The 23,034-nt window shown below is 67.1% G+C and carries 20 protein-coding genes; 8 read left to right on the top strand and 12 right to left on the bottom strand.

Annotated elements, in window-relative coordinates; all coding sequences use genetic code 11:
• Window positions 1–85 precede the first annotated feature (85 nt).
• Window positions 86–760, bottom strand: a complete 675-nt coding sequence (locus ACFQ91_RS00630) for a methionine ABC transporter permease (protein WP_249121018.1) — start codon at window positions 758–760, stop codon at window positions 86–88.
• Window positions 757–1,731 carry a methionine ABC transporter ATP-binding protein gene (locus tag ACFQ91_RS00625; protein WP_211978848.1) on the bottom strand — a complete coding sequence of 325 codons (975 nt, stop codon included), beginning with the start codon at window positions 1,729–1,731 and terminating at the stop codon, window positions 757–759. Before ACFQ91_RS00625 ends, ACFQ91_RS00630 begins: the two co-directional genes overlap by 4 nt.
• Window positions 1,732–2,123: 392 nt before the next feature.
• Between ACFQ91_RS00625 and ACFQ91_RS00620 the strand changes: the two genes are divergently transcribed.
• Window positions 2,124–3,374, top strand: coding sequence for a metallophosphoesterase family protein (locus ACFQ91_RS00620; protein ID WP_249121019.1), 1,251 nt, complete (start codon window positions 2,124–2,126; stop codon window positions 3,372–3,374).
• Between the two features lie 121 nt (window positions 3,375–3,495).
• On the opposite strand, the gene ACFQ91_RS00615 is transcribed toward ACFQ91_RS00620, so the two are convergent.
• The gene (locus tag ACFQ91_RS00615) at window positions 3,496–3,720 is read right to left on the bottom strand and encodes a CDGSH iron-sulfur domain-containing protein (protein WP_198499465.1); all 225 of its coding nucleotides are present in this window, start codon (window positions 3,718–3,720) and stop codon (window positions 3,496–3,498) included.
• Window positions 3,721–3,725: 5 nt separating this feature from the next.
• Window positions 3,726–4,823, bottom strand: a complete 1,098-nt coding sequence (locus tag ACFQ91_RS00610; RefSeq protein ID WP_211978849.1) for an iron-containing redox enzyme family protein — start codon at window positions 4,821–4,823, stop codon at window positions 3,726–3,728.
• A gap of 266 nt (window positions 4,824–5,089) precedes the next feature.
• Here ACFQ91_RS00610 and ACFQ91_RS00605 point away from each other — a divergent pair, with 266 nt between their 5' ends.
• Window positions 5,090–6,589 (top strand): hypothetical protein, encoded by a 1,500-nt coding sequence (locus tag ACFQ91_RS00605; RefSeq protein WP_211978850.1) that lies wholly within the window; start codon window positions 5,090–5,092, stop codon window positions 6,587–6,589.
• A gap of 11 nt (window positions 6,590–6,600) precedes the next feature.
• The gene (locus ACFQ91_RS00600) at window positions 6,601–8,214 is read left to right on the top strand and encodes a hypothetical protein (RefSeq protein WP_211978851.1); all 1,614 of its coding nucleotides are present in this window, start codon (window positions 6,601–6,603) and stop codon (window positions 8,212–8,214) included.
• 170 nt (window positions 8,215–8,384) lie between these two features.
• Here the strand turns inward: ACFQ91_RS00600 and ACFQ91_RS00595 are convergent, their stop codons facing one another.
• A complete protein-coding gene (locus ACFQ91_RS00595; protein WP_211978852.1) occupies window positions 8,385–9,500 on the bottom strand; it encodes a glycosyltransferase in 1,116 nt (371 codons plus the stop codon).
• A 145-nt stretch (window positions 9,501–9,645) separates the two neighbouring features.
• Between ACFQ91_RS00595 and ACFQ91_RS00590 the strand changes: the two genes are divergently transcribed.
• From ACFQ91_RS00590 to ACFQ91_RS00580, 3 genes are all read left to right on the top strand, one after another.
• Complete coding sequence (locus tag ACFQ91_RS00590; protein WP_198499459.1) at window positions 9,646–9,822, top strand: hypothetical protein; 177 nt, start codon at window positions 9,646–9,648, stop codon at window positions 9,820–9,822.
• A gap of 69 nt (window positions 9,823–9,891) precedes the next feature.
• Window positions 9,892–11,418, top strand: a complete 1,527-nt coding sequence (locus tag ACFQ91_RS00585) for a hypothetical protein (RefSeq protein WP_198499458.1) — start codon at window positions 9,892–9,894, stop codon at window positions 11,416–11,418.
• Between the two features lie 46 nt (window positions 11,419–11,464).
• Window positions 11,465–11,938 carry a GtrA family protein gene (locus ACFQ91_RS00580; protein WP_249121020.1) on the top strand — a complete coding sequence of 158 codons (474 nt, stop codon included), beginning with the start codon at window positions 11,465–11,467 and terminating at the stop codon, window positions 11,936–11,938.
• 58 nt (window positions 11,939–11,996) lie between these two features.
• Here the strand turns inward: ACFQ91_RS00580 and ACFQ91_RS00575 are convergent, their stop codons facing one another.
• The 7 genes from ACFQ91_RS00575 to ACFQ91_RS00545 form a co-directional block, all read right to left on the bottom strand.
• Entirely contained in the window at window positions 11,997–13,346 is a 1,350-nt protein-coding gene (locus tag ACFQ91_RS00575; protein WP_232623674.1) for a DUF6716 putative glycosyltransferase, read from the bottom strand.
• Window positions 13,330–14,313: a hypothetical protein gene (locus ACFQ91_RS00570; protein WP_198499456.1), complete on the bottom strand. Its 984-nt coding sequence runs from the start codon at window positions 14,311–14,313 to the stop codon at window positions 13,330–13,332. Before ACFQ91_RS00570 ends, ACFQ91_RS00575 begins: the two co-directional genes overlap by 17 nt.
• A 1-nt stretch (window position 14,314) precedes the next feature.
• Window positions 14,315–15,706 (bottom strand): polysialyltransferase family glycosyltransferase, encoded by a 1,392-nt coding sequence (locus ACFQ91_RS00565; protein WP_198499455.1) that lies wholly within the window; start codon window positions 15,704–15,706, stop codon window positions 14,315–14,317.
• Window positions 15,703–16,677: a glycosyltransferase family 2 protein gene (locus tag ACFQ91_RS00560; protein ID WP_198499454.1), complete on the bottom strand. Its 975-nt coding sequence runs from the start codon at window positions 16,675–16,677 to the stop codon at window positions 15,703–15,705. Before ACFQ91_RS00560 ends, ACFQ91_RS00565 begins: the two co-directional genes overlap by 4 nt.
• Before the next feature lie 223 nt (window positions 16,678–16,900).
• Window positions 16,901–17,788, bottom strand: a complete 888-nt coding sequence (locus ACFQ91_RS00555; protein ID WP_198499453.1) for an N-acetylneuraminate synthase family protein — start codon at window positions 17,786–17,788, stop codon at window positions 16,901–16,903.
• Between the two features lie 140 nt (window positions 17,789–17,928).
• Complete coding sequence (locus ACFQ91_RS00550) at window positions 17,929–19,161, bottom strand: acylneuraminate cytidylyltransferase (RefSeq protein WP_232623673.1); 1,233 nt, start codon at window positions 19,159–19,161, stop codon at window positions 17,929–17,931.
• 83 nt (window positions 19,162–19,244) lie between these two features.
• Window positions 19,245–21,335 (bottom strand): dolichyl-phosphate-mannose--protein mannosyltransferase, encoded by a 2,091-nt coding sequence (locus ACFQ91_RS00545; RefSeq protein WP_376870546.1) that lies wholly within the window; start codon window positions 21,333–21,335, stop codon window positions 19,245–19,247.
• A gap of 312 nt (window positions 21,336–21,647) precedes the next feature.
• Here ACFQ91_RS00545 and ACFQ91_RS00540 point away from each other — a divergent pair, with 312 nt between their 5' ends.
• Window positions 21,648–22,298 (top strand): DUF4190 domain-containing protein, encoded by a 651-nt coding sequence (locus ACFQ91_RS00540; RefSeq protein ID WP_232623672.1) that lies wholly within the window; start codon window positions 21,648–21,650, stop codon window positions 22,296–22,298.
• Between the two features lie 226 nt (window positions 22,299–22,524).
• Window positions 22,525–22,983: a DUF4190 domain-containing protein gene (locus tag ACFQ91_RS00535; RefSeq protein WP_198499450.1), complete on the top strand. Its 459-nt coding sequence runs from the start codon at window positions 22,525–22,527 to the stop codon at window positions 22,981–22,983.
• Window positions 22,984–23,034 lie beyond the last annotated feature (51 nt).

The following is a 23,034-nucleotide window of genomic DNA, read 5'->3' as shown; positions in this document are numbered from 1 at the left end:
TTCTCCTGGATGTGTGTCGTGTGCTGGTGAAGGTCGGTGGGGCCGGGACCGCTCGGGCCCCGGCTGAGGTGGTGCCGGTGGTGCCTCAGCGGTGGTCGACGAGGCGGGCGATGCGGTCCCCGACGAACTGGATGAGGGCGACGATGACGACGAGGACGATGATGCACGCGATCATCGTGTCCGACTGGTAGCGCTGGTATCCGTAGGAGATCGCCAGCGCGCCGAGCCCGCCTCCGCCGACGGCTCCGGCCATCGCCGTGTACGACACGAGCGTCACCGAGGTGACCGTGGCCGCACCGATGAGACCGGGCAGCGCTTCGGGGATGAAGACCTGCCGGATCACCTGGCCGTTCGAGGCTCCCATCATCAGGGCCGCCTCGACCTTGCCGTCGGAGACCTCCCGCAGGGCGTTCTCGACGAGGCGGGCGTAGAACGGGATCGCCCCGACGGTGAGCGCCACGACCGTGGCCTGCCAGCCGAGAGCGGTGCCGACCATGAACCGCGTGAACGGGATGAGCGCGATCATGAGGATGATGAACGGGATCGACCGGGTGATGTCGACGATGAGCGAGAGCACCCGGTAGACGATCGGGTGCGGACTCAGCCCGCCCTTCGACGTCGTGAACAGCCAGATCCCCAGCGGCAGGCCGAAGAGGACCGCGAGGCCCGTCGACCACACGGTCATGAGCAGGGTCTCGATCGTCGCCGGCCACATCTGGTCGGTGATCGCGGGATTGTCGAACCACATCGGATCGTTCACTGGGCTGCCACCTCCTCGGCGTGGATGCCCTCGGAGGCGAAGGCGATGACGAGCTCCCTGGCCTGCGCGGCGCTCGCCACGGAGAAGCGGATGCGGCCGACCTGACGGTTCTCGACGGTCTCGACGGCACCGGCGAGGATCGCCTCGGCGTCGAGGCCGACGGTGCCCGCACTGCGGAGCACGGCCGGCAGGGTCGTGCCGGCAAGCGCCACCTCGACGATGCCGGCGTCACCGTCGCCGAGTCCGACCGGGGGCAGGGGGACGAGATCCTTGGCCAGGGTCGAACCGGGCTCGGAGATCACCTCGGCGAGCTTCCCGGTCTTCGCGACCCGACCGTCGGCGAGCAGCGTCACGGAGTCGCAGATCTCGCGGACGACGGACATCTCGTGGGTGATGATGAGGACGGTGATGCCCAGCCGGTCGCGCAGGGAGCGGATGAGGCCGAGGATCTGCTCGGTCGTCGAGGCGTCGAGGGCCGAGGTGGGTTCGTCGCAGAGGAGGACCTTGGGTTCGGCGGCGAGCGCCCGGGCGATGCCGACGCGCTGGCGCTGTCCGCCGGAGAGCTGCGCGGGATAGTTGTCGACACGGTCGCCCAGGCCGACGAACTCGAGGAGTTCGCGGGCCTTCGCGTGACGATCGGCCTTGCCGACTCCGGCGATCTGGAGCGGATGGGCGACGTTGTCGAGCGCCGTGCGCGAGTCGAGGAGGTTGACGTGCTGGAAGACCATCCCGATGTTCCGCCGTGCCCGGCGCAGCCCGCTGCCGGTCTGCTGGGTCAGGTCGGTGCCGTCGATGGACACGGTCCCCGAGGTGGGGCGGTCGAGCCCGGTGAGGCAGCGGATGAGGGTCGACTTTCCGGCGCCGGAGCGTCCGACGATGCCGTGGATCTCGCCTGCGGGGACGCTGAGGTCGATCTCCTCGAGCGCGACGGTGTCTCCGAACACCTTCCGCAGGCCGCGCAGTTCGATCACAGGCTCAACTCCTCGTTGTCGTCTCCGGCTCCCCGGCTCGGTGGAGCGGCAGGGGTCCGGAGTGCTTCATGGTTCATGGGGGTGCTCAGTGCTCATGAGCGCAGGACCCGGCCGTGGCCGGATCTCGTCGTCGGCCCGCCGCCTGCGACGGTGGGGCAGGGGCGGGCAGTTCAGCATGTCAAATTGTCCGACTCCCGAGGGGACCCCCAGGACATAAAACGTCGCATTGGCCGGCCAACGTGACGAACGCCTCAGTGAACAGATGGGGTCGTGATTTCGTCGGCGAGAGTTACCCCGCGGTTCAGACGTGGGTCATTGTCCGTCCATAGCGTGTCTGCCCGTGGCCTCCCGCGGACCCGTGCGGAGGCGAAGACTTCTCAGAGAGGTGGACGATGAACGACGAGAACCCCCACAGCGCCGAGGCGGCCGGACACGGCGGACGCAGCGGCTGGAACCGGCGCGGCATGCTCCAGGCCGCCGGTGCCACGGCCCTCGGTGCCGGACTGGCCGGCCTCGGGGCGATGCCCGCGGCCGCGAAGCCCGGCAAGTCCAACGGCAAGGGTGCGGGGAACTCGGCGCAGGAGGGAATCGTGCGCAAGGAGCTGAAGTTCTCCTCCTCCGGGGCGTTCACGATCGTCCAGTTCAACGACACGCAGGACTCGCACCGGACCGACGTGCGCACCACCGAACTCCAGAACGCTGTGCTCGACGATGTGAAGCCGAACTTCGTCGTCATCAACGGTGACGTCATCAACGGCGGACCCGGATCGGTGACGGAGGTCAAGCAGGCGATCAACAACGTCGTCCTGCCGATGGAGCAGCGGAAGATCCCGTGGGCGCTGACCTTCGGCAACCACGATGAGGACAGCACCGGCAAGACCGGCTTCGACGAAGCCGACATGATCGCCTTCATCGACCAGTACGAGTACAACCTCAACACGACCGGTGCCGACGTCACCGGCACCTCGAACCAGGTCGTCACGGTCGCGGCCTCGAACGGCAACGCCGACGCGTTCGCGATCTGGCTCCTCGACTCCGGTCGCTACGCGCCCAAGGAGATCGCCGGGCAGAACTTCGACGGCTACCCCGACTGGGACTGGCTGCGCTACGACCAGGTCGAATGGTACGCGGAGACCTCCCGGGGACTGGAGAAGAAGGCCAAGCGCAAGGTGCCGGGCCTCGTGTTCCAGCACATCGCCCTTCACGAGCACCGGGCGATGTGGTTCTCGAGCATCGACTCGCGCACCGCCGGCGACCACGAGCGCGCCGTGAAGAAGCACAGCATCGTCGGGGAGCGCAACGAGGCCGAATGCCCGGGACCGTTCAACTTGGGGATGTTCAACGCGATGCTCGGCCGCGGCGACGTCCGCGGGCTCTTCGTCGGTCACGATCACATCAACAGCTACAGCGGCAACTACTACGGCATCGAACTCGGCTACTCGCCGGGCACCGGCTTCCAGCCCTACGGTCTGCCCGGGGCGGAGAAGAACCGGATGCGCGGTGCCCGCGTGTTCACCCTCGACGAGGGGGCCGAGGGCGTCTACACGGGGTCGGAGATCAAGTTCGCCCGTGACTACGGCATCGACACGAGCTCGGGCAACCAGCCGGGCGAGCCCGCGGAGTTCCCCTCCTACGTGAAGTGAGCTGACCCCGTGAGCTGGCGGGACTGCGCCGTCGCCGATGAGGCGGCGTGTTCGCGGTCCCGCCTTCGCCGTCAGCTCCTGGCCCGGTCCCTCCCGGCAGAGGTGCCGCCTCGGCCCTGCGTCACTCGGGTGGCGGGGGAGCCGGTGCCCGGAAGCCCACGAGGCGGTGGCTGCCATCGCAGAGGGGCGGGATTCCGCTCTTGCCGCAGCGGCACAGGGCGACGACTCCGCGGTCGGTCACGGTGTCCTCACGACCGGGCCCGGCGAGGATCTCAAAGCTGCCGCGCACGAGGAGCGGACCGTCGGGGCAGGGGGTGATGGTCGCTGCGGGTTCGCTGTCGTCCACGGGAGTCACCCTTTCTCAGGCGCCGTCGGTGTCCGGAGAGAGGTGCGGTCGTTCTGCCAGCTCTCGAGCATGTGGGCTCCCGTCAGATCGTCGAGGTGGAGGCAGGCCCGCGCCCCGAAGAGGATGTCGGCGATGAGGCTCGGATCGTCGTCGGCGGCACCGCCGGCGAGGTCTCTGCCGGCGATCTGCTCGTGCACGGCGTCGGCTTCGACATGTTCGTCGAAGTACTCCGTGACGTCCGCGCCGCACCCGTGCCGACTGAACGCGCGCGAGTAGAGCCGGTTGGGAATCGACGAGGTCATCTCGAACGCTGCGAGATGACCGATGGTCGCTCCCCGCAGGCGCCGGTTGAGCCCGAAGAGGTTCATCGCGTTGAAGGCCGCGAGAGTGAGTGCGGGAACCTCGTCGAGGTAGTGGTCGGGTTCATCGCTGAGGCCGTAGCCGCGCATCGTGCGGGCGAAGATCTCCGCGTGGACCCGGTCGGGGGAGCCGCCGCCGTACTCGTCGGCCTGGATCTCGACGAGTGCTGCCTTGGCGCGTCCCCGCAGGCGAGGGATCGCCCACGAATGGGCGTCGGCCTCCCGGAGCGTGTAGATCGATTTGTGGATGAGTAACTCCCGCAGCTGTTCTGCGGTCGCATGACGCGACGCCCAGGTCGCCAGCGTCGGCTGCGTGACCTCGGCAGTCATCGCGAAGAGGACCTCTGAGACTTCCTCTCCGCTGTTCGGCAACGGGTCCGCCGTGGCGGTGCGCTCTCGCAGGGCGGCTTCGAAGGGCTCCTCGACGCTCCGGCGCAGCGCGATCAGACGCGGATCCCACTCGAAGTCCCCGCGGACGAAGGGGGCGGGTCCGATGTGGAGCAGGTGGAGGAGGAACAGCGACAGCTGGAGGTCCTCGTCGCCGACGATGTCCGGCGTCTCCCGCAGCGCCACCGTGGCCGCTTCGTCAAGGCGCTGCCACAGCGGGGCGGCTTCCTCGCTCTCCTCGTGGGCGAGCACTGCGAGCAGCGCCGCACTCAGCGGCCCTCGCGGTTCGGGGACGCCTCCTGGCAGTGTTGTCGCCGCAGTTGGGTCTGCTGCCGGCTCGATGGGGGTGGTCGTCATCTCTGCTCCCGTCTCTCCCGCGCGGTTTCGTCTCGTCTCAGGGTGCAATCTTCCTTGTTCGATGAAATAGCACGCCAGGCGATCGGTCAAGTGCCATCGCGCCGCGCAGAGGTCGGACCGCCTCGGCGAGTTTCGTCACAGACGAGCACGGGATCGCCAGGTGGGCGCCGTGATGGGCCGGGCCGGCGGCGCCGATGGGATAGAGTCGATGAGGTTGTTTTTCTGCGCGCGGTGACCCGGGCGCTGATTCCTCGAAGGACCTGCTCATGCCCTCGCCCGAAATCCTCTCTGCTCCGACGCACGTCGATTCGACGACGCGTCCTGACTATCGGTCGACCCGGGCGCGGATCCACCTTGCGCTGCTCATCGTCGTCACCGGTCTGCTCGCCATCGGCACCTCCGTGGTCTTCGCACCGGGCGGAATGAACCCGGACACCCGATGGCAGCTGCTTCAGGTCCTCGGCAACGAGCCGCTCTCGGACTGGCATCCGGCGATCATGACGATCACCTGGATGTGGCTGGCGGAGCTGACCGGGCACGCCTCGGCGGTGCTCTACGTCCAGGTGCTGCTCATGTTCGTCACCGGGTTCGGGTTCGCCCTCTACCTCTTCGATGTCACCCGGTCGCGGGCCTGGTCCTGGGTCGGTCTGCTCTTCCTCCTCGCCCCGCACCTCTTCACGTACATCGGCGTGCTGTGGAAGGACACGCAGATGGCGGAGATGTTCTTCGCTGCCGTCGTCTGCGCGCTGCTCGCGCAGCGGTTCAAGCGTCTGCGGTGGATTCTGCTCATCATCGGTCTCCTTGCCCTGACGTATGGGACCGCGGTGCGCAAGAACGCGTTCTTCGCCGTGCTGCCGCTCATCTATCTGCTCTCCTTCTCCGTCTTCGCGATCCGCTCCGCGCGTCCGCGGACGACGTGGCGGAAGCGGCTGCTCTCCCCGGCGTTCGCGGCGACGACGGCTGCGGTGCTCGTCCTCGTCCTCGGGTCGGGGGCGATCCTCAACGCGATCTATCAGCCGCTCAAGACCCACCAGGTGTCCCAGGTGATGCTCGACGACGTCGTCTTCACGGTGCCCGGCTCGGAGCTGAGGACCACCGAGATGGACCCGCAGCTGCGGGAGAACCTCCTGGCCGCCCAGAAGGTCTGCCGGGAGAAGGACGCCTATGAGGACTCCTACTGGCGCTGCTACGGGCGCGGGGCCGACGGGATCTACACCGCGATCGAACATGTCGACGAGCTGCAGGACCTGTGGATGCGGACGGTGCTCACGCGACCCGACCGCTACCTCCTCTACCGCACGCAGACCTTCTCCCATCTCCTCTTCGACAACTACACCGACTGGGACGGCACGACGGTCGAGAACGACCTGGGCTGGGAGACGAAGTACAAACAGGCCAACGATGCCGCGGAGACCTACGTCGAGAAGTTCGGGGCGCGGGATCTCTCGTGGCTGTTCACCGGGTGGTTCTGGCTGCTGGCCGCGGTGCTCGGCCTCGTCTGCCTCCGTCATGTCCGGCGCCTCGAGGCCTCATCCGGTCTCGCCCACCTGACGACGACGGTGACAACCCTGAGTCTGTCCTCGCTCATCTACATCGTCGGGTACTTCCCGATCGTGCCGGCCAACCACTTCCGCTACATCTACTGGCCCGCGCTGGCGATGAGCATGGCCGCCATCATGCTCGCCGCCGCCGGCTCGCTGGCGTGGAAGGCGAAGCGCCGATCCGAGCCGGGTGCCGGAGCCGACCCGGCTGAGCCAACCCCCTGAAGGATCCCCACATGCACTCTGCCGACCACCCGACGTCCGACCGGCCTGCCGCGGCGCTGCGACCCGACTACCGCTCTGCCTCGGCCCGGATCCATCTGGCTGTCCTCGGCATCGTCGCGCTCGTGCTCGCGATCGGCACCAGTCTCGCCTTCGCGCCGGGCGGCATGTATGCGGACACGCGCTGGCAGCTGCATCAGGTGCTCGGCAACGAACAGCTCTCGGATTGGCATCCGGCGATCATGACGATCACGTGGACGTGGCTGTTCGACCTCACCGGACACGCCTCGGCGATCCTCTACGCCCAGGTGTTCCTCATGTTCGGCATCGGCCTGGGCTTCGCGCTCTACCTCTACGACGTCACGCGGTCCCGTGCCTGGTCGTTTGCGGGGTTGGGATTCCTGCTGCTGCCGAACATCTTCACCTACATCGGTGTGCTGTGGAAGGACACGCAGATGGCGGAGGCGTTCTTCGCCGCCGTCGTCTGCGCGCTGCTCGCGCAGCGGTTCAGGCGCCTGCGCTGGCTGCTCCTGGCTGTCGGTCTTGTGGCGCTGACTTACGGCACCGCGGTGCGCAAGAACGCGTTCTTCGCCGTGCTGCCGCTCATCTGGCTGCTGGCGTTCTCGACGTGGACGATCTGGTCGGCCCGGATCGCGCGCTCGTCGCAGCGCGCCGAGGCGGAGGCGACGGCGACCTCGGGACCGTCTCCGGCTGTCGCAGAGGTGGCCGCCGCCGAGTCCGGACAGCGCGCCGAGGCGGGGCGGCCGCTGTGGAGGCGGATCCTCGCTCTGCCGTTCGTCGTCCTCACGGGAGCGGTGCTCGTCCTCGTCATCGGTTCGGGGGCGATCCTCAATGCGGTGTATCAGCCGCTCAAGACGCATCAGGTGTCACAGGTGATGCTCGACGACGTCCTCTTCACCATTCCGGCTGCCGAGCTCAAGACCCTCGACACCGACCCGGATCTGCGGGACCGGCTCGTCACCGCGCAGGCCAAGTGCCGTGAGGCGGGGTCGTACGAGGACGCGTACTGGCGCTGCTACGGGCAGGGGGCCGACGGCATCTACACGGCCATCGACCACACCGAGGAGCTCCAGGACGTCTGGCTGTCCGAGGTCGTCACCCGTCCCGATCGCTACCTCATCTATCGCACGCAGACGTTCTCGCATTTCCTCTTCGACAACTACGCCGAGTGGGGCGGAACGATCGTGGAGAACCCGATGGGCTGGGAGGTGAAGTACAAGCAGCTCAACGATGCCGCGCAGACCTATGTCGAGAAGTTCGGCATGGAGGACCTGCCGTGGCTGTTCACCGGCTGGTTCTGGACGCTGCTGTCCGTCGTCGCCCTTGTCGCCCACCGGCGGATTCGCCGCCTGGGGGAGGCCGCTGGCTGGGGGCACCTGTCGACGGCGGTGACGGCGATGAGCCTGTCGACGCTGATCTACGTCGTCGGCTACTTCCCGATCGTGCCGGCCAACCACTACCGGTACGTCTACTGGCCGGCCATGGTGATGACGATGTGCGCGATCATGATCGCTGCCGCCGCACAGATGGCGTGGAGGGCGAAGCGTCGGAGGACCGTGAAGGTCGACGCAGGCGCCGAGGCGGGGCGAGGGAACGACGACGTCTGACGGCCCGTGAGGTGAGGCGGCCGAGGCAAGCGGTCGTCCGAGAGCAGAGAACGCCCCTTCCTGATGGACGGGGCGTTCTGTGATGCGGGGGCTGGGACTGGCCCTAGTCGCTGGGACCGGCGCCGTATCGCTGGAGCTGTGGAGCGGAGCCGGATTGTCGGGCGGTCGACTCAGGGGCGGGTGACGTGCAGCCGGTTCCGCGGTGCGGTGCTGCTCGACCCTGACTCCGACGCCGACTGCGGCTTCGGGGACGTCTCGCTCGACTCCTGGGCCGGGCGCTCGATGGGCGCGTCGCGCTCGTCCCGGTCGTCCGATACCGGCGTGGCGGACTTGAGTTCCGGGATGACCGGGGCGACTGCCTGCAGGCCGAGGTAGTGGAGGCGCGCGAGCTCTCGACGACCACGGCGGATGCCGTCGAGGATGAGTCCGATGCTGCCCATGAGGATCGCCAGGAGCATGAGGATCGCTGCGAGGAACGCCGTCGGGAAGCGGGGGACGAGGCCGGTGTTGAAGTATTCGACGATCACCGGGATGCCGAGGATGAGCGAGAGCGCGCCGAAGATCAGCGTGAGCAGGCCGTAGTAGAGCCGGGGCCTCTCGTGCTGGACGAGCTGGGTGATGAGGCCGAGGATGCGGAAGCCGTCTCCGAAGGTCGAGAGCTTCGACTCGCTGCCGTCGGGGCGGTCGCGGAAGCCGACGGGGTATTCGGCGCTCGGCAGGCGCAGGGCCATCATGTGGACGGTGAGCTCGGTCTCGATCTCGAAGCGCTTGCTGATCGCCGGGAACGACTTGACGAAACGACGGGAGAAGACCCGGTAGCCCGAGAGCATGTCGGTGACATGCGACTTGAACAGGCGGCTGGTGAGCCGGTTGAACATCTTGTTGCCCGACTCGTGACCGGGCCGGTACGACGAGGTCTCCTGGGTGTCCTGCCGGACCCCGAGCACATGATCGTAGGGTCCCTCGAGGAGCAGATCGATCATCGCCGGCAGATCGGCGGCCTCGTACGTGTCATCGCCGTCGATGGTGACGTAGATGTCGGCTTCGATGTCGGAGAACGCCCGGCGGATCACGTTGCCCTTGCCGGTGAAGTACTCGTGGCGGACGACCGCACCGGCGGCGAGGGCCTCCTCGACGGTGCGATCGGTGCTGTTGTTGTCGTAGACGTAGACCGTCATCTCGGGAACTGCGGCCGAGAGATCACGCACGACCTTGCCGATCGTGATCTCCTCGTTGTGGCACGGCACGATCGCCGCGATGCGCAGTCCGGTGGGACGGTCGGTCATATGAAGCTCCTTGGGGATGCCGTGAGTGCGTGCGAGGGTGCACAGGGCTCCGGCAATTATAGCCAGTTGCCAGGATCGACACACCGGACGCTCAGCTTCCTCGTGGGCGTCACCAGGGGCGGCGGCCCGCGGGCGAACTCCACCTGTGGTGAAGCGCACAGGCGCGGGCGGCGGACAGCCGTCTTCGGCGGTGCCGGACGACGACGTCGCTCTCACCCGATCGGTGCTGCATGGCGAACAGGTGAAGTGTCGAGGAAGCATCTGTGAAGTCGTGCGGATTCCGGCGCTGCGCGCGGTCGGCGCGGTTACGGTGGTCGCTTGACTGAGTCACCGGGCCCGGCGACTGCGCGGCCCGATCCCCGACCTCGACATCAGTCGCTGAGGAGCCCCCATGAACTCTGCGCGATCGATAGCCCGTTCGGGCTGGGTGTGGGACGTCGTCCTCGGTGGCCTGAGCATCGGGTGGGCTGTCGTCTTCGTGCGCCTCTACGCCCCCGGTCGCGTCAACGTCGACATCGCCAACCAGTACGCCCAGGCGACGGGCGCGATCCCGTTCTCCGACTGGCACCCGCCCGTCATGGCCGTCGTGTGGCGCGGCCTCATCGACCTCACCGGTGAGCAGGCGAGCCTGTTCGTCCTCCAGACCGGTCTCATCGCCGCGTCGTGCTGGGTGCTCGGTGTCATCATCCACCGCTGCGGCGCGCCGAGGTGGGTCAGCCTTCTTGGTCCCGCCGTCATGGCGACCCCGTGGACGCTGTCGCAGATGTCGATGCTGTGGAAGGACACGCAGATGGCCGCGGCGCTGCTCGCCACCGTCATGCTGCTCACCGTCGCCCGCCTCGTGCCGAAGACGTGGCTGCTGTGGGTGCCGGCGCTCGGTCTGCTCATCTACGCGGTCGGACTGCGCAAGAACGCCGTGTTCGCGATCATCCCGATCGCCGTCTACCTCGGGTGGTGCCTCGTCACGGCACTCGCTGCGCGGCGGAGTCGACGTCGCGAGACGCCCGGTTTCGAGGCGCCCCCGTCTCGCCGGACACGGGTGCGCTCGGTGCTCGCCACCGCCTCGGCGGGAGTCGTCGTCCTCATCATCCTGGTCGGCGGGGTGAAGGCCAGTGACGCGATCATCGCCGCCCGCTACGATGTCCAGCCCACCGGGCAGATCTCACAGGTCCTCCTCGACGATGTGATGTTCTCAGTGCCCGACAAGGAGCTCATGGCCTCCGACGCGCCCCCGGAGCTCAAAGCGAAGATCGGTCAAGCCCGTCCGAAGTGTCTGCAGATGGGGGAGATCTGGGATGCGTACTGGAACTGCTACGGCAAGGGCGCGACCGGTGAGAACTTCAGCCCGATCGCCGACCAGGACGCACTCAGGCAGCTCTGGCTGGACACCGTCATCACCCACCCGCTGCGCTACGCCGAGTATCGGGCGACCGTGTTCTCCTATTACTTCTTCTCCTCCAGCCTCGAGTACTGGCCCGCGGAATGGCATGGGGAGGGGACGAAGGTCGGCATCGCACAGGGCGATGAGAAGGCCGACTACCTCTTCCGCCCGTATGTCGAGGACTTCGCCCTGGCCACGTTCCCGATGGTGTTCAAGCCGTGGTTCTGGTGTCTGCTGGCGGTGCTCCTCGTCGTCGCCGCGCGTCACCTGAGACCAACCGATCGCGCCGGGGTGGCTTGCTCCGGAGGCCCTCGACCGGCCCCCAGCGTCGTCCCGGAGATCGTGATGCTCGCCACCTCGGCGCTGTGCTATGTCGCCGGTTACTTCCCGATCGTGCCGGCCAACCACTTCCGATACACCTTCTGGCCTGCACTTGCGGTGACGGTCGGCGTGGTCCTCGCCCTGGGAATGTGGTCAGCGCGACGTCGAATCGCACGAGCACGTTCAGCGAGTCCGGAAGCGGACGACTTAGAGTAGAGCTGTCATGCAAGAGTCTGTCTCGATCCGGCTTCGGCACCTCGCGGTGGAAGCCTTCAAATTCCTCACCGTCGGCGGCGTCGGTTTCATCGTCGACGTCGGACTCTCGAACCTCCTCACCTACGGGCTCGGCCCAGTCCCCGCGCTTCTCGAGGGCAGCCCCATCAAGGCGAAGATCATCTCGACGATCGCCGCGATGATCGTCGTGTGGATCGGCAACAAGCTGTGGACCTACGGTGATCGCACCACGGACTCCAATGTCCGCGGCATCATCCTCTTCATCGCCGTCAACCTCGCCGGCATGGCGATCTCCGTCATCCCGCTCGGCGTCACGTGGTACCTGCTCAACATGCGCGACCAGCTCACGTACAACATCTCGACGAACGTCATCGGCATCGCCCTGGCCATGGCCTTCCGGTTCTATGCGTACCGGACGTGGGTGTTCAAAGAGGCATCCCCTGCCGCCGAGGTGGTCGTCGAACTCGACGAATCGAGCTCGGTCACCGACGACCGCAACTGAGAGTCACGCCCCGCTCCTGGAGCTGTCGAACGTCGTTTTGCGTCCCGATGCGGCGTGCTCAGCGGCCGTACCGGATGCGGCGGTAGGCCCTGACGATGACAGGCGGGGTGAAGATGCGGGCTTCGGCGCGCAGCAGCATCCGCTTCTGCTTGAGCACGGCCTTCCGGCGATTCGGCAGCTGACCGGTGCGGGACCGGGTGGCGAGCAGGCCGAGACTGCGTCTCAGACTTCCGTCATCGATGTGGAAGTAGTTTCTCGCCAGCCACTCCTCGCTGGGAAAGCCGATCCTGCCCGCCGCGACATCGGCGAGACTGCCGGTCGCGCCCGAATCCGCGAAGACCTCGTTGAGCAGTGCCCGGTCGAAGCCGAAATCCGCGATGAGCAGAGTGGGAATGCCGCGGTCGATCGATTCGAGTGCCGCCGTGGACGAGAGCGTGACGAGCGCCGAACCGGGGGTGAGGAACGCCGTGAGCGGACCGTAGCCGATCTCGAGTCGATCGGCTCCGGGCACCTCGCGAGCCTTGAGCTCGTCGATGATCTCGAAGTACGAGTGCTGCTCGCGGTGCGTTTCGTGCTCGCCCGGCCGGGACCGCATCTTCACGACAGTGCGGGAATCCGGGTGCCGGAGGGCGAACTCCGCGAGGGCGGCGATGATCGACTCCCGCTCGGCGGCTGAATCCGGCACCTTCGCCTGTGGGGCGAAGACCAGGGTCGTCGGCGCTGTTGTCGGTGACCCGGCGACCGGGCGCTCCGGTACCCCCGGCGACCGCAGCATCGGGAGGCGGGCGAGGAGGATGTCGGCGGGCACCCGTCGCAGCGCGCTCACGGCCCGGTACTCGTCCACCTCGGTGAACGAGTGGGCGAGGAACGCATCCATGAGCCTGCGGTAGTTCATCCCCTTGCCGCTGGCCGGCAGTCCCATCCCGGGCAGTCCCGAGACGAGCGCGGGACGCGGTTCGAGTGCACTGGCCGTGAGGAACAGCTGGGCGACGATGGGACCGGTGGCCGCACCGAGGACGATGTCGGGGGCGTGATTGGCGATGACCTCGCCGAGTTCGCTGCGGCTGATGATCGGAACCTCATGGCCCTCCCACGCGGTACCGGCGATCGCATGGGTGATCTGCTCGTTCGTGGGCAGGATCGGATTGTCGATGAGGTAGACGTGGGCTTCGACATCGGGCAGTGTGCTCAGCAGCTGAGTCGCCCATTTGAGGTACGACTCGCTGTCGGAGACGGAGACGACGCTGATCGTCTCCCGATCCGTGCGGGCGGACGCGGAGTTCTCGGCACCGACGGGGCGAACAGTGTCAGCGGGAGTCGCCGGGGTGCCGGCAGGATGCGGCATGACGGTGTCGGCCACCGGAGTCTCGTGCTCGGAGGCGTGAGGGGAATCAGGAATCGAGATCACCGGCCACAGTCTGCGCATTGAGGGACGTACGCAGACTATCGGGAGACGTCCCGGTCCACCATTCGCCGGGAATCTCCGTGACATCGATGCGGACATCGGGGTTGAGCACCGCGAGGGAGACTGCCGCCGTGCTCGGGAGGCTGCGGATCACCGATTCGGCCGGCAGGTTGATCAGACGCAGTTCGATCGGCAGTCCGACGTGTTTGATCCGCACCCGCTCGTCAGCTCCGAGCTTCGTGAGGAACTCCGCGGACTCCCGACGGTGCGGGTAGTAGGTGATCGGACCGGCGGCGAGCAGACCGTCGAGCCAGGCGAGGTAGGCCTCTTCGCGGATGAGTCCGTCAGCGGCCAGCGAGGACCCGATGACCGGAGTGTCGCGCGAATGGCTGCCGCCGGTGGGCAGCGACTGGAGGTGTTCGAAGCGATGCCGGGTGATCTCCGCCCCGGTGCGCAGAAAGGCGTTGCGCAGCGCCTTCGGCACGGGAAGTGCGGTGTGCCAGCGGAGCTTGCCCCCGGACGCCAGGCCGCGCAGCCGGTCGGCGACATAGGCGGCCATGACCTCCCGGGACGGTTTGAGCTTCTGACGCGGGCGCACGAGCGGACCCCGCTTGGCGGCGAGGGTCTCGATCGTCGAATACGTCGCCAGCCCGTCATCGAGGATGACGATCTCCGGCATCCGCCTCTCCAGATACGCCATCGACAGCGCTTTGTGCACCTGGCCCGAGCAGGCGTCACCGATGTAGATCCTGGTCGGCGACATCTTCCTCAGGATGCCCGGCTTGGCTCCCTCACGTTCGAGGCGAACGCGCTTGGGCAGCCAGGCAGGGTCGAAGGCGTCGAGGAACGAGGTCATCCCCTTGGCATTCGCGCGAGCTCGGATGAGCAGCTCCTCGTGCGGTTCGTGCGCTTCGAGCGCGGAGAGGAACTGGAGAGGCGATTCTGCGAAAGCGATCGCCGTGCGAGCCATGTCAGCGGCGTCCGGTCAGCTTGGCGACGTCGATCTTGATCCCACGGCGGTCGAGCTTCGACAGCGCGGACTTCGCATTCTTGCGCAGGATCCGCTTCCCCGTGCGCAGCACTCGTCCGCGGTTCGACGCCTCGAGGCTGCCCGGCAGATCGAGGCGGGTGAGGCGCTTGCGCTTGAAGTACACCATGTCGCCCGTACCGACAGCCGCCGTGAGGAAACGCTCGGCGGGTTCCCGCAGGTGAGTCATGATGGTCGACTGCATGCAGTAGGTGACGGCGTCGATAAGGGCGTTGAAGTCCCTGAGTCCGCGGCCGCCCGGGCGGTCCTCGAGGACATAGCCGCCGCGATTGAGCGCATCGACGATCGTCAGCGGGATGCGGTTGCTGTTCTGATACGGGGCGATCCGCTCGAGGAGCAGCTCCGTGCCGACGACAGCGGTCGCGGTTCCGTACAGTGCCTGGGTGGTCACTAGCCCGGTGGAGAAGCACGAGACGACGAGCCGCGGCTGCGTCCGCGATGCCACCACCTCGGCGAGGACGGGCACATCGGCGAGGACGAAGCGCAGGCCGAGGGCCTCCGCGCGCCGCCTCAGCGGTTCGGCGACGGTCCGGGCGGATGTCGGGTGGGGCTTGAAGATCACCGTGCCCACTCCGCGCTTCTTCACCTCGTCGAGCATGTCGAGGTGGAGCTGGATCTCCTCCTCCTCGGTGATGAGCTCGATCTCCGCAAGGTACTGGCCGAGGACCAGGGCGCTGTCGTCGATCGGGGCCGACAGGCCAGCGGCGGTCAGGGCGTCGTCGGATTCCCGGGCCATCTCCTCGATGACCGGACGAAGTTCGTCGACGGTCAGGGCGATCCGATTCGGAGCGTGTTCGGCGAGCTGTCGGGGCATGACTCCGGGCAGCAAGTCGGTGTAGTGGACGTTCTCGAGGCGCTGCCAGAGCGGACGTCCGAGCGGATTGCGGACCGGTCCGTAGCTCATCAGGCCGTCGGAGTGCACGGAGATCGGCGCGTCGGCGAAGACCTGGGTGAGCGCGTGGGCCGGGTGACCGGGCAGCGACTCGACGACAAGCGAGATGTCCTCGTCGGGGGAGAGCGACCACAGGTGTTCGAGCAGCGTGCGCATGATCGGTGCCCGCGTCGGTGAGATGCCGAACTGCTTGGGGTGGCTCGGCCAGATGGCGGCATTCCAATCGACGACCGAATCGAACCGACTGAGCAGGGTTGCGGCGCCGAGCAGGTCGATCGCCGACGGGGTGATCTCAGGCGCGTAGGCGTTGTTGGCGACCACGAGGATGCGGCGCTCGTCCGCCGGCCCGAAGTGACCGGCGTCGATGTTCGCGGCCACGTTGGCGAGCTGATACAGGGTGGAGACCTGGATGAGCTGTGTCATGCCTGTGCCCTCCTCAGAACCGGGGCGATGACCGGAACGCGGTCGTCGCCGAACTTCTCGACCACCCGATCGACGAGTTCGGGTTTGATCATCTTGACGTTCGTCGTCGCACCGGCGAACAGCTTCTGCTTCACCTCGGCGGTCATCTGGTCCGACCGTTTGACGAGCTGGTGGTAGAGGATCGACAGGAAGTTCCGCACGGCCTTCGTTTCGAACTCGTCGATCTCCGGATCGCTCTCGAGCATCGCGAAGACAGTCCGGAAGGCCGGGATGAAGTCGAGCTGCCGTTCGTCGTAGATCGAGGTCAGCGACGTCGACATTCCCTTGCGATAGCACAGGCCCGCGGAGTTGATGACGGCGAACGAATCCGACTCGAGGTGCTGTCGCCACGTCCAGGGGCGGTCCTCGCAGGTTCGCAGGGCGGGATCGAAGGTGAGCAGGCCGCGATCGGCCATGCTGCGGGTGAAGATGCCTGTCCAGCACGCCGGGTAGTCGACCATCGTCGGCATGTTCGCGGGCATGATGTAGTCGCGCGGATTCAGCGGACGGTTCCGGAGAGCACAGGGCGCCTGATTGAGGCTGCGCTTGGTGCCTTCGACGAGCACGTAGTCGATCTTGACGAAGTCGACGCCGAGCCCGGTGATCGCATCCGTCATCTTCCGCAGGTGACCCGGCGCGTACCAGTCGTCACCGTCGAGGTAGGTGATGGTCTGGCCGGTGGAGGCCTCGAGCGCGAGGTTGCGCGATGCCGAGACGCCGAGCGAGGTGGGGTTCTCGATCGTCACCATATTGAGCTTGTCCTCGTATTCGGCGATGACCTCGGCCGAATGGTCGTCCGATCCGTCGTTGACGACGAGGACTTCGAGTTCATCGGGGGTGAACCCCTGCATGGTCAAGCTCTTGAGACTGCTCCCAATGGTCTGTTCGGCGTTCTTCGCCGCGATGATGACGCTGGTCAGGGGAGTGGTCATGGGGTCCTTTCGCTGCTGAGCACGGCCGCAGGGGAGTGCCGCACGTGCATGGGCTCAGACGATGGTAGACATGACTGAGTAACAGCAGGTGACGACAGGGTTAACGACGCGGTCCGAGGAGTTCACCGAAGGTTGGCCTCGATGGTCCTGTGCGCATGCGGAAACCGCCCCGCCGGACTGCAGTCCGGCGGGGCGGTGCGCTGGCGACCTCAGGGGGTCGCGATCAAGCGGTGACCTTGCGGAGGGAGTCGATCTTCGACTCTTCGCCGGGCATGACGCGCTTGACGCCGTCACCCATCGCCTGCTCGAGGACGCGCACGCCCTTGACGAGCGAGGCGAACTCGCGAGGCTCCATCGAAGCCGACTGGTCCGATCCCCACATCGAGGAGTCGAGGGTGATGTGACGTTCGATCGTCACCGCGCCGAGCGCGGCGGCGGCGAAGGAGATCTCGAGGCCGAGCTCGTGACCCGAGTAGCCCACGGGCACCCCGTAGCGCTCCCGCATCGCGGGGATCGCGAGGAGGTTGACCTCCTCCGGCGGCAGCGGATACGTCGAGGTGGCGTGCATGAGGACGAGCTTGTCGCGGTCGAAGACCTCGACGGCGGCATCGAGGGTCTCCCAGTCGGACATGCCGGACGAGCAGAGCACCGGCTTGCCGGTCTCGGCGATCTCGCGGAGCAGCTCGAAGTCGGTCAGCGACGCCGAGGCGACCTTGTAGGTGAGCGCATCGAACTGGTCCTCGAGGAACTCGACGGAGTCGACGTCCCACGGGGAGGCGAACCACTGCAGGCCGAGTTCCTTCGCGTAGCGATCGATCTCGGTGTACTCCTCGCGCTCGAACTCGACGCGGAACTTGTAGTCGAGGTACGTCATCTCGCCCCACGGGGTCGAGCGCATCTTCGACTTCTGGTGTTCGGGCACGGCGACGTCGGGGTTGCGCTTCTGGAACTTCACGGCCTGCGCGCCTGCGGTCGCTGCGGCATCCATGAGCTGCTTGGCGATCTCGACGTCACCGTTGTGGTTGATGCCGATCTCACCGATCATGTACACGGGCTGGCCGGGTCCGACGAGCTGGTCGCCGATGGCCACGGGGGCGATGTGATCAGTCATGAATCCTGCTTTCGTTCGTACGCGGTGGGTGCCTCCGCGCGGGGTGGGTGGTGCGATTCCATGTGGAGTTGTGTCTGTGGATGAACTGCGGTGTGGAGTTGTCGGTGGGGCCGCCGGTCGGCCGCGATCCGGTGCCTGACTCAGTTGCGGGTGGGGATGAGGTCGCAGACCTCGCGGACCGCGCCCCGTCCGCCCGGCCGGTCGAGAACGACTCGAGCGGCGGCGAGCACCTTGGGGTGGGCGTCCGCGACGGCGATCGGCCACCCGACGACTTCGAAGGCTTCGAGGTCATTGATGTCGTTGCCGACATAGGCGACGCGGGTGGCGTCGAGGCCCTGCGCGTCGATCCACGACCGCAGAACCTCCGACTTATTGTCCACACCCTGGGTTACGTCAATATGAAGTTTCTCCGCCCTGCGGGTGACCACAGGGTTGCGTTCCTTTGAGAGAATCATGACAGGGAAACCTGTTTTCACCAAGCGTGAGATTCCCATTCCGTCGCCGCGGTGGATCCTGACCTGCTCGTTTCCGTCCTCATCGACATAGGCGCCGTCGTCGGTGTGGACGCCGTCGAAGTCCGTGACGAGCGCATCGACGTCGATGACCTGAGCCGTCTCCTGCGTCGAGGCGATCGCACGGACCAGCGTGAGGTCGGACATGTCGTCGATCTCGCGGGCGTGCTCGGGCGGGACCTCCTCGATGCCGACCCGGCCGAAGAAGCGGTGTCCGCTCTCGAGCAGCCCGGCCGTGCGCATGACGTAGAACGCCCCGGTCTCGTTGAAGTGCTTGGCTCGGTCCTGGCGCCGCGGACGGAATGCCTTGTCATGGCCCACGGCGACCGCCTCGGCGTCGTCATCGAGGCGCCAGAGGAACGAATGGTCCTCGACGGCGGAGAACACGACGTCGTCCTGCCCGTCGGCGACCCGGCACACGGCATTGTCGATCGAGGCGGAGTCGATGAACGGCGACGTGCACTGCATGAACACGGTGACGTCGAAGTCCTCGTCAAGGGTGTTCAGGGTGTGGATGATCGCCGATTCGCTCGTCGCCGTGTCCCCGGCGATCTCCGCGGGACGGTGGGACACCTCGGCGCCGGCCCGGATCGCCTCTGCGGCGATGCCGTCGTGGTCGGTCGAGACGATGACCCGGTCGATGCTCGGGGTGGCCTTCGCCGCGTTGATCGCCCGAGCGAGCAGCGAGACGCCCGCGACCTTCTGGAGGTTCTTCAGGGGGATGCCCTTCGATCCGCCGCGGGCGGGGATGATGGCGACGGTTCGCGATGTGTCCGGCTCTGATGTCCTCGTGTCCACCGAGGTGGGAGCGGGTGTCGCCGAGGCGGGAGCTGGGTGGTTCGGTATGGCGGTGTCAGTCACAATGCCCCGAACCTAACGACGGGCCGTGACGCGCAGGTGAACAGCCGGTGTCGCCGAGGCGACCCCGTCATGTCGAGTTCAGGTCAGCGCCAGGTGACGTTCCACATCCTGTTGTTCCACGCTTCGAACGGGATGACCTCGCCGGTGTAGATCGGCCAGAAGTACGCGAACGCGAGCACCGCGGCGGCGAGGATGAGACCGACGCCGAGGCGGCGGGCCAGGAGCGTCCACGACGGTCGGCGGCCTCGGCGGCGGGGGGCGCGGGCGGTTTCGGGGGTCGTCGGGGTGCCGGTGTCCGGGGACTGACCGGGGGTGGTCTGCGGTTCGGGAGCGGAACCCGGCGTCGCCGGGGACGGTCGGACCGCCTCGGCGAATGGGGGAGCGGGATCCCGCCGCCCCCACAGCAGCGCAAGGCAGTACGTGAGCGCGAGGACGACGAAGGGAACCATGACGATCGTGTAGAACGTGAAGATCGTCCGCTCCTGGTAGGCGAACCACGGCAGCCACGTCGCGGCGAGCCCGGCGAGGATGACCCCGCAGCGGACGTCGCGGCGGATGATCCACGCGGCGAGGACGATGAGGAGGGCGACCGGCGCCAGGCCCCAGATGACGGGGTTGCCCACCGAGGTGATCGCCGAGGAGCACCGGATCGCCTCGCATCCGAGGTCGCCCTGGTTGAGGGATTCGTAGTAGAACGACGTCGGCCGCCACTGGACGATCCAGCCCCACGGGTTGGACATGTAGGGGTGCTCGGCGTCGAGGCCGACGTGGAACGAGTACGCCGTGTAGTGGTAGCGCGCGAGCGAGGGCAGCCAGTACAGCCACGACGGGAGGGACTGCCACCAGCCGGGCGTCTCGGCCGCCCACTGCCGGTCCCAGCCGTCGTCGGAGAGGATCCAGCCCGTCCACGTCGCGATGTAGGTGATGAGGGCGACGGGCACGAGGGAGAGGAACGCCGGGATGCTGTCGCGGATGAGGGCGCCGAGCCACGGATGGACGACGCCGGCGCGGAAGCGGGAATGAACGTCCCAGGCGACGACGAGGATGCCGAACGCGGCCAGGGCGTAGAGGCCCGACCATTTCACGCCGGTGGCGAGCCCCAGGCTGATGCCCGCGGCGATGAGCCAGGGCCGGGCGCCGAGGCGGGGGCCGAAGTTGATCGCGTCGGCGAACTTGGCGCGGGCGGACTTCGCGGCGGGGCTCTGGGCTTCTGCGGCGGCGTTGGCTGCAGGACCGGCGGGGTCCGTTGCGGGATCGCCCGTCGGTGGGGGAGCGCCGTCGAGTCCCGCGGTCCAGCGGGCGAGCCGCTTCGTCACCTGCTCGCGGTCGAGGAGGATGAAGTAGAAGGCGAGCAGGATGAAGGCCATGAGCACGATGTCGAGCAGGCTCGTGCGGGAGTGGACGAAGTGCTCGCCGTCGACAGCGAGCAGGCCTGCGGCCACGCATGCGAAGAAGGCCGACCGGAACAGCTTCCAGGCGACGAGGCCGATGAGGAAGATCGTCAGGGTGCCGACGATGGCGACGGAGAAGCGCCAGCCGAAGGAGTCGTCGGCACCGAAGAGGTCGATGCCCCATCCGATGACCCATTTGCCCAGCGGCGGATGGACGACGTACTCGGGGCCGGACTCGATGACGCTCGGGTCGCCGGCGTTGAAGGAATCGTCGGCGTTCTCCGGCCAGGCGCGCTCGTAGCCGAAGGTGACGACCGAGTAGGCATCCTTGACGTAGTAGGTCTCGTCGAAGATCAGCCGCGGCGGGAAGTCGAGGCGGAAGAGGCGCAGGGCGCCGCTGATGAGCGTGATGACGATGAGCGCAGGCCACATCCAGACCGGTGCCCGGGTCGCCCACATGCCGGCGGAGAAGGTCTCCCTGCGCAGGGCCGCGGCTCCGGCGAGGACGGCTTCGCGCCGGCGGGCTCGGGTCTCGCGCGCGACGCGGCGCGATGGCCGCGCGGTCGGGCCACGGTCAGTGCCCCCTGCCTTGTCGTTGCTTGCAGACTTCTCGGAGTCGGGGGACGTCGACGAGATTGTGTCGCGCAGCGCTGCGGTCGCTGCAGAGGTCGCCGGAGTCGCCGGTGTGGTCGCTGCGGTCGAACCGGGGTCGGTCGTCGGTTCAGGGGCGCCTGTCGGTTCGGCGCGCCGCCTCGGCGATGGGGGATCATGGGGAGCTGTCATCACGGCCAAGTCTAGGGCGCGGTGTCGGTGAAGCCGTTCAGCGTTCGCACGGTCGTGTCTCGGACGTCGGCCCGCCTCGGCGCGGTTCGCACCTGCCTGCCGCGCCTCGTCGGGGGCCGTTGCGTCTTGACGGTGGCTGAGGTCAGACGCCGCTGACTGACGAGAACGGTCGCTGCTGAATTGAATTGCACAGCTGTGGGGAACTGACGTGAAGCTGGCGGTATCGCACGCGGGGGATGGCGGTTAGGCTGATCACTACAGGCATTGCATGACGTGCTGTGCGAGAAGTTCCGTGTACGAGCGAAGACGGTGATGAGAGTGTCGAACAACCCGAACTACCGCCCGAGCGACCCGCCCCAGGTCGGCTCCCAGCAGTTCGGCTCCGGATACGGAGCGTCCCAGCCATCGCCCGGTTACGGTTCCGGTCAGCCCGGCTACGGATCGGGCCAGACCGGCTACGGTTCAGGCCAGAACGGATATGACCAGGTCAGCTACGGTGGCGGCCAGTACACGGACTACGGTCAGTACCTCGACTCGGTGGGACCGTCGGGCGGGCAGCCCTCGATGAGCCAGCCCGGCGGTTTCAGCCAACCGGTCACCTACGGAACGTACGGCGCGCCGATGGTCGTCTACCGCAAGCCGAACGCGTTGGCCGGGTGGTCGATGTGGATGGGCATCATCGGCCTCGCCGGCGGTTTCGTCTGCTGGCTGCTTGCGATGATACCGGTCATCGGGTGGCTCTTCAGCTTCCTCGCGATGCTCCTGTGGCTGGCTCCGATCCTCGCGGTGATCTTCGGACACGTGGCGCGCGGCCAGATCAAACGCACCGGCGAAGACGGCCGCGGTCAGGCAACAGCGGGCCTCATCATGGGCTACATCAGCATCGGCCTGGCGCTCCTGGCCATCGTCATCATCGCGATCGTCGGCGCGAGCCTGTTCGCGATGTTCGCCGTGACGGCCTGAGGGGCGGGCTCGCCCTGTGTCTGCGGGGCGAACTCAGCACGTCTCTGACGAGCGGAGTCTGGGGCGCACCCCTTTCTCCGGCGGCACGCTGCTCCGCTGCGATCCGCCTGGCATCGGTCGCAGAGGAGGTCTCCGACGGCCGACGATGCAGGATTGCAACACGTTCGCCTTTGGTCTCGGTGCCGTGCTCGGTACGGTTGAGGGAGAATCCCCGAGGAGAGAAGTCATGAGCAGTCAGAACAACTGGAACAATCCCGATATGTACTACCAGCAGCCGCAGTCCGGGCAGCCGTCGAACAGCTACGATCCCAGCGGCTACCAGGCCGCGAACAACCAGCAGGTCGCGAACTACGGAAGCACGTACGGTCCCGCGAGCTACGGCAGCGCCGGAGTCGGCTACCAGCAGCTGGCACCCACCAACACCTTGGCGATCATCGCCCTGGTCGCCTCGATCTTCGGCACCGTCTCGGGCTTCTTCCTCGCGAGCATCGCCGGGATCGTCATGGGCCACATCGCCCGCAAACAGATCAGAGAGCGCGGCGAGCGCGGCGACGGCATGGCGATCGCCGCCCTCTGGGTCGGCTACATCGGCACCGGAATCTGGATCCTCATCGGACTGTTCATCATCTTCATCTACTTCGGTGTGTTCGCCCTGATCTTCGCCACCGGAGCAAGCGCTTCGTGACGCAGGAGCCCGGTATTTCTGAGCCTCTCGCCGGCGACGCCGACTCCTCCG

It is taken from the genome of Brevibacterium sp. NPDC056726 (genome assembly GCF_042790515.1).
GTDB classification, from domain to species: domain Bacteria; phylum Actinomycetota; class Actinomycetes; order Actinomycetales; family Brevibacteriaceae; genus Brevibacterium; species Brevibacterium sanguinis.
Note: the sequence above shows the minus strand (reverse complement) of the source record. Positions and strands in the feature narration are given on the sequence as shown.

What these genes read in the sequence shown, in the direction of transcription:
- ACFQ91_RS00540 (WP_232623672.1), top strand. Translation starts at nt 21,648, where the DNA reads ATGAGAGTGTCGAACAACCCGAACTACCGCCCGAGCGACCCGCCCCAG.
- ACFQ91_RS00545 (WP_376870546.1), bottom strand. Translation starts at nt 21,335, where the DNA reads ATGACAGCTCCCCATGATCCCCCATCGCCGAGGCGGCGCGCCGAACCG.
- ACFQ91_RS00605 (WP_211978850.1), top strand. Translation starts at nt 5,090, where the DNA reads ATGCCCTCGCCCGAAATCCTCTCTGCTCCGACGCACGTCGATTCGACG.
- ACFQ91_RS00595 (WP_211978852.1), bottom strand. Translation starts at nt 9,500, where the DNA reads ATGACCGACCGTCCCACCGGACTGCGCATCGCGGCGATCGTGCCGTGC.
- ACFQ91_RS00535 (WP_198499450.1), top strand. Translation starts at nt 22,525, where the DNA reads ATGAGCAGTCAGAACAACTGGAACAATCCCGATATGTACTACCAGCAG.
- ACFQ91_RS00620 (WP_249121019.1), top strand. Translation starts at nt 2,124, where the DNA reads ATGAACGACGAGAACCCCCACAGCGCCGAGGCGGCCGGACACGGCGGA.
- ACFQ91_RS00560 (WP_198499454.1), bottom strand. Translation starts at nt 16,677, where the DNA reads ATGACCACTCCCCTGACCAGCGTCATCATCGCGGCGAAGAACGCCGAA.
- ACFQ91_RS00555 (WP_198499453.1), bottom strand. Translation starts at nt 17,788, where the DNA reads ATGACTGATCACATCGCCCCCGTGGCCATCGGCGACCAGCTCGTCGGA.
- ACFQ91_RS00610 (WP_211978849.1), bottom strand. Translation starts at nt 4,823, where the DNA reads ATGACGACCACCCCCATCGAGCCGGCAGCAGACCCAACTGCGGCGACA.
- ACFQ91_RS00585 (WP_198499458.1), top strand. Translation starts at nt 9,892, where the DNA reads ATGAACTCTGCGCGATCGATAGCCCGTTCGGGCTGGGTGTGGGACGTC.
- ACFQ91_RS00600 (WP_211978851.1), top strand. Translation starts at nt 6,601, where the DNA reads ATGCACTCTGCCGACCACCCGACGTCCGACCGGCCTGCCGCGGCGCTG.
- ACFQ91_RS00570 (WP_198499456.1), bottom strand. Translation starts at nt 14,313, where the DNA reads ATGGCTCGCACGGCGATCGCTTTCGCAGAATCGCCTCTCCAGTTCCTC.
- ACFQ91_RS00565 (WP_198499455.1), bottom strand. Translation starts at nt 15,706, where the DNA reads ATGACACAGCTCATCCAGGTCTCCACCCTGTATCAGCTCGCCAACGTG.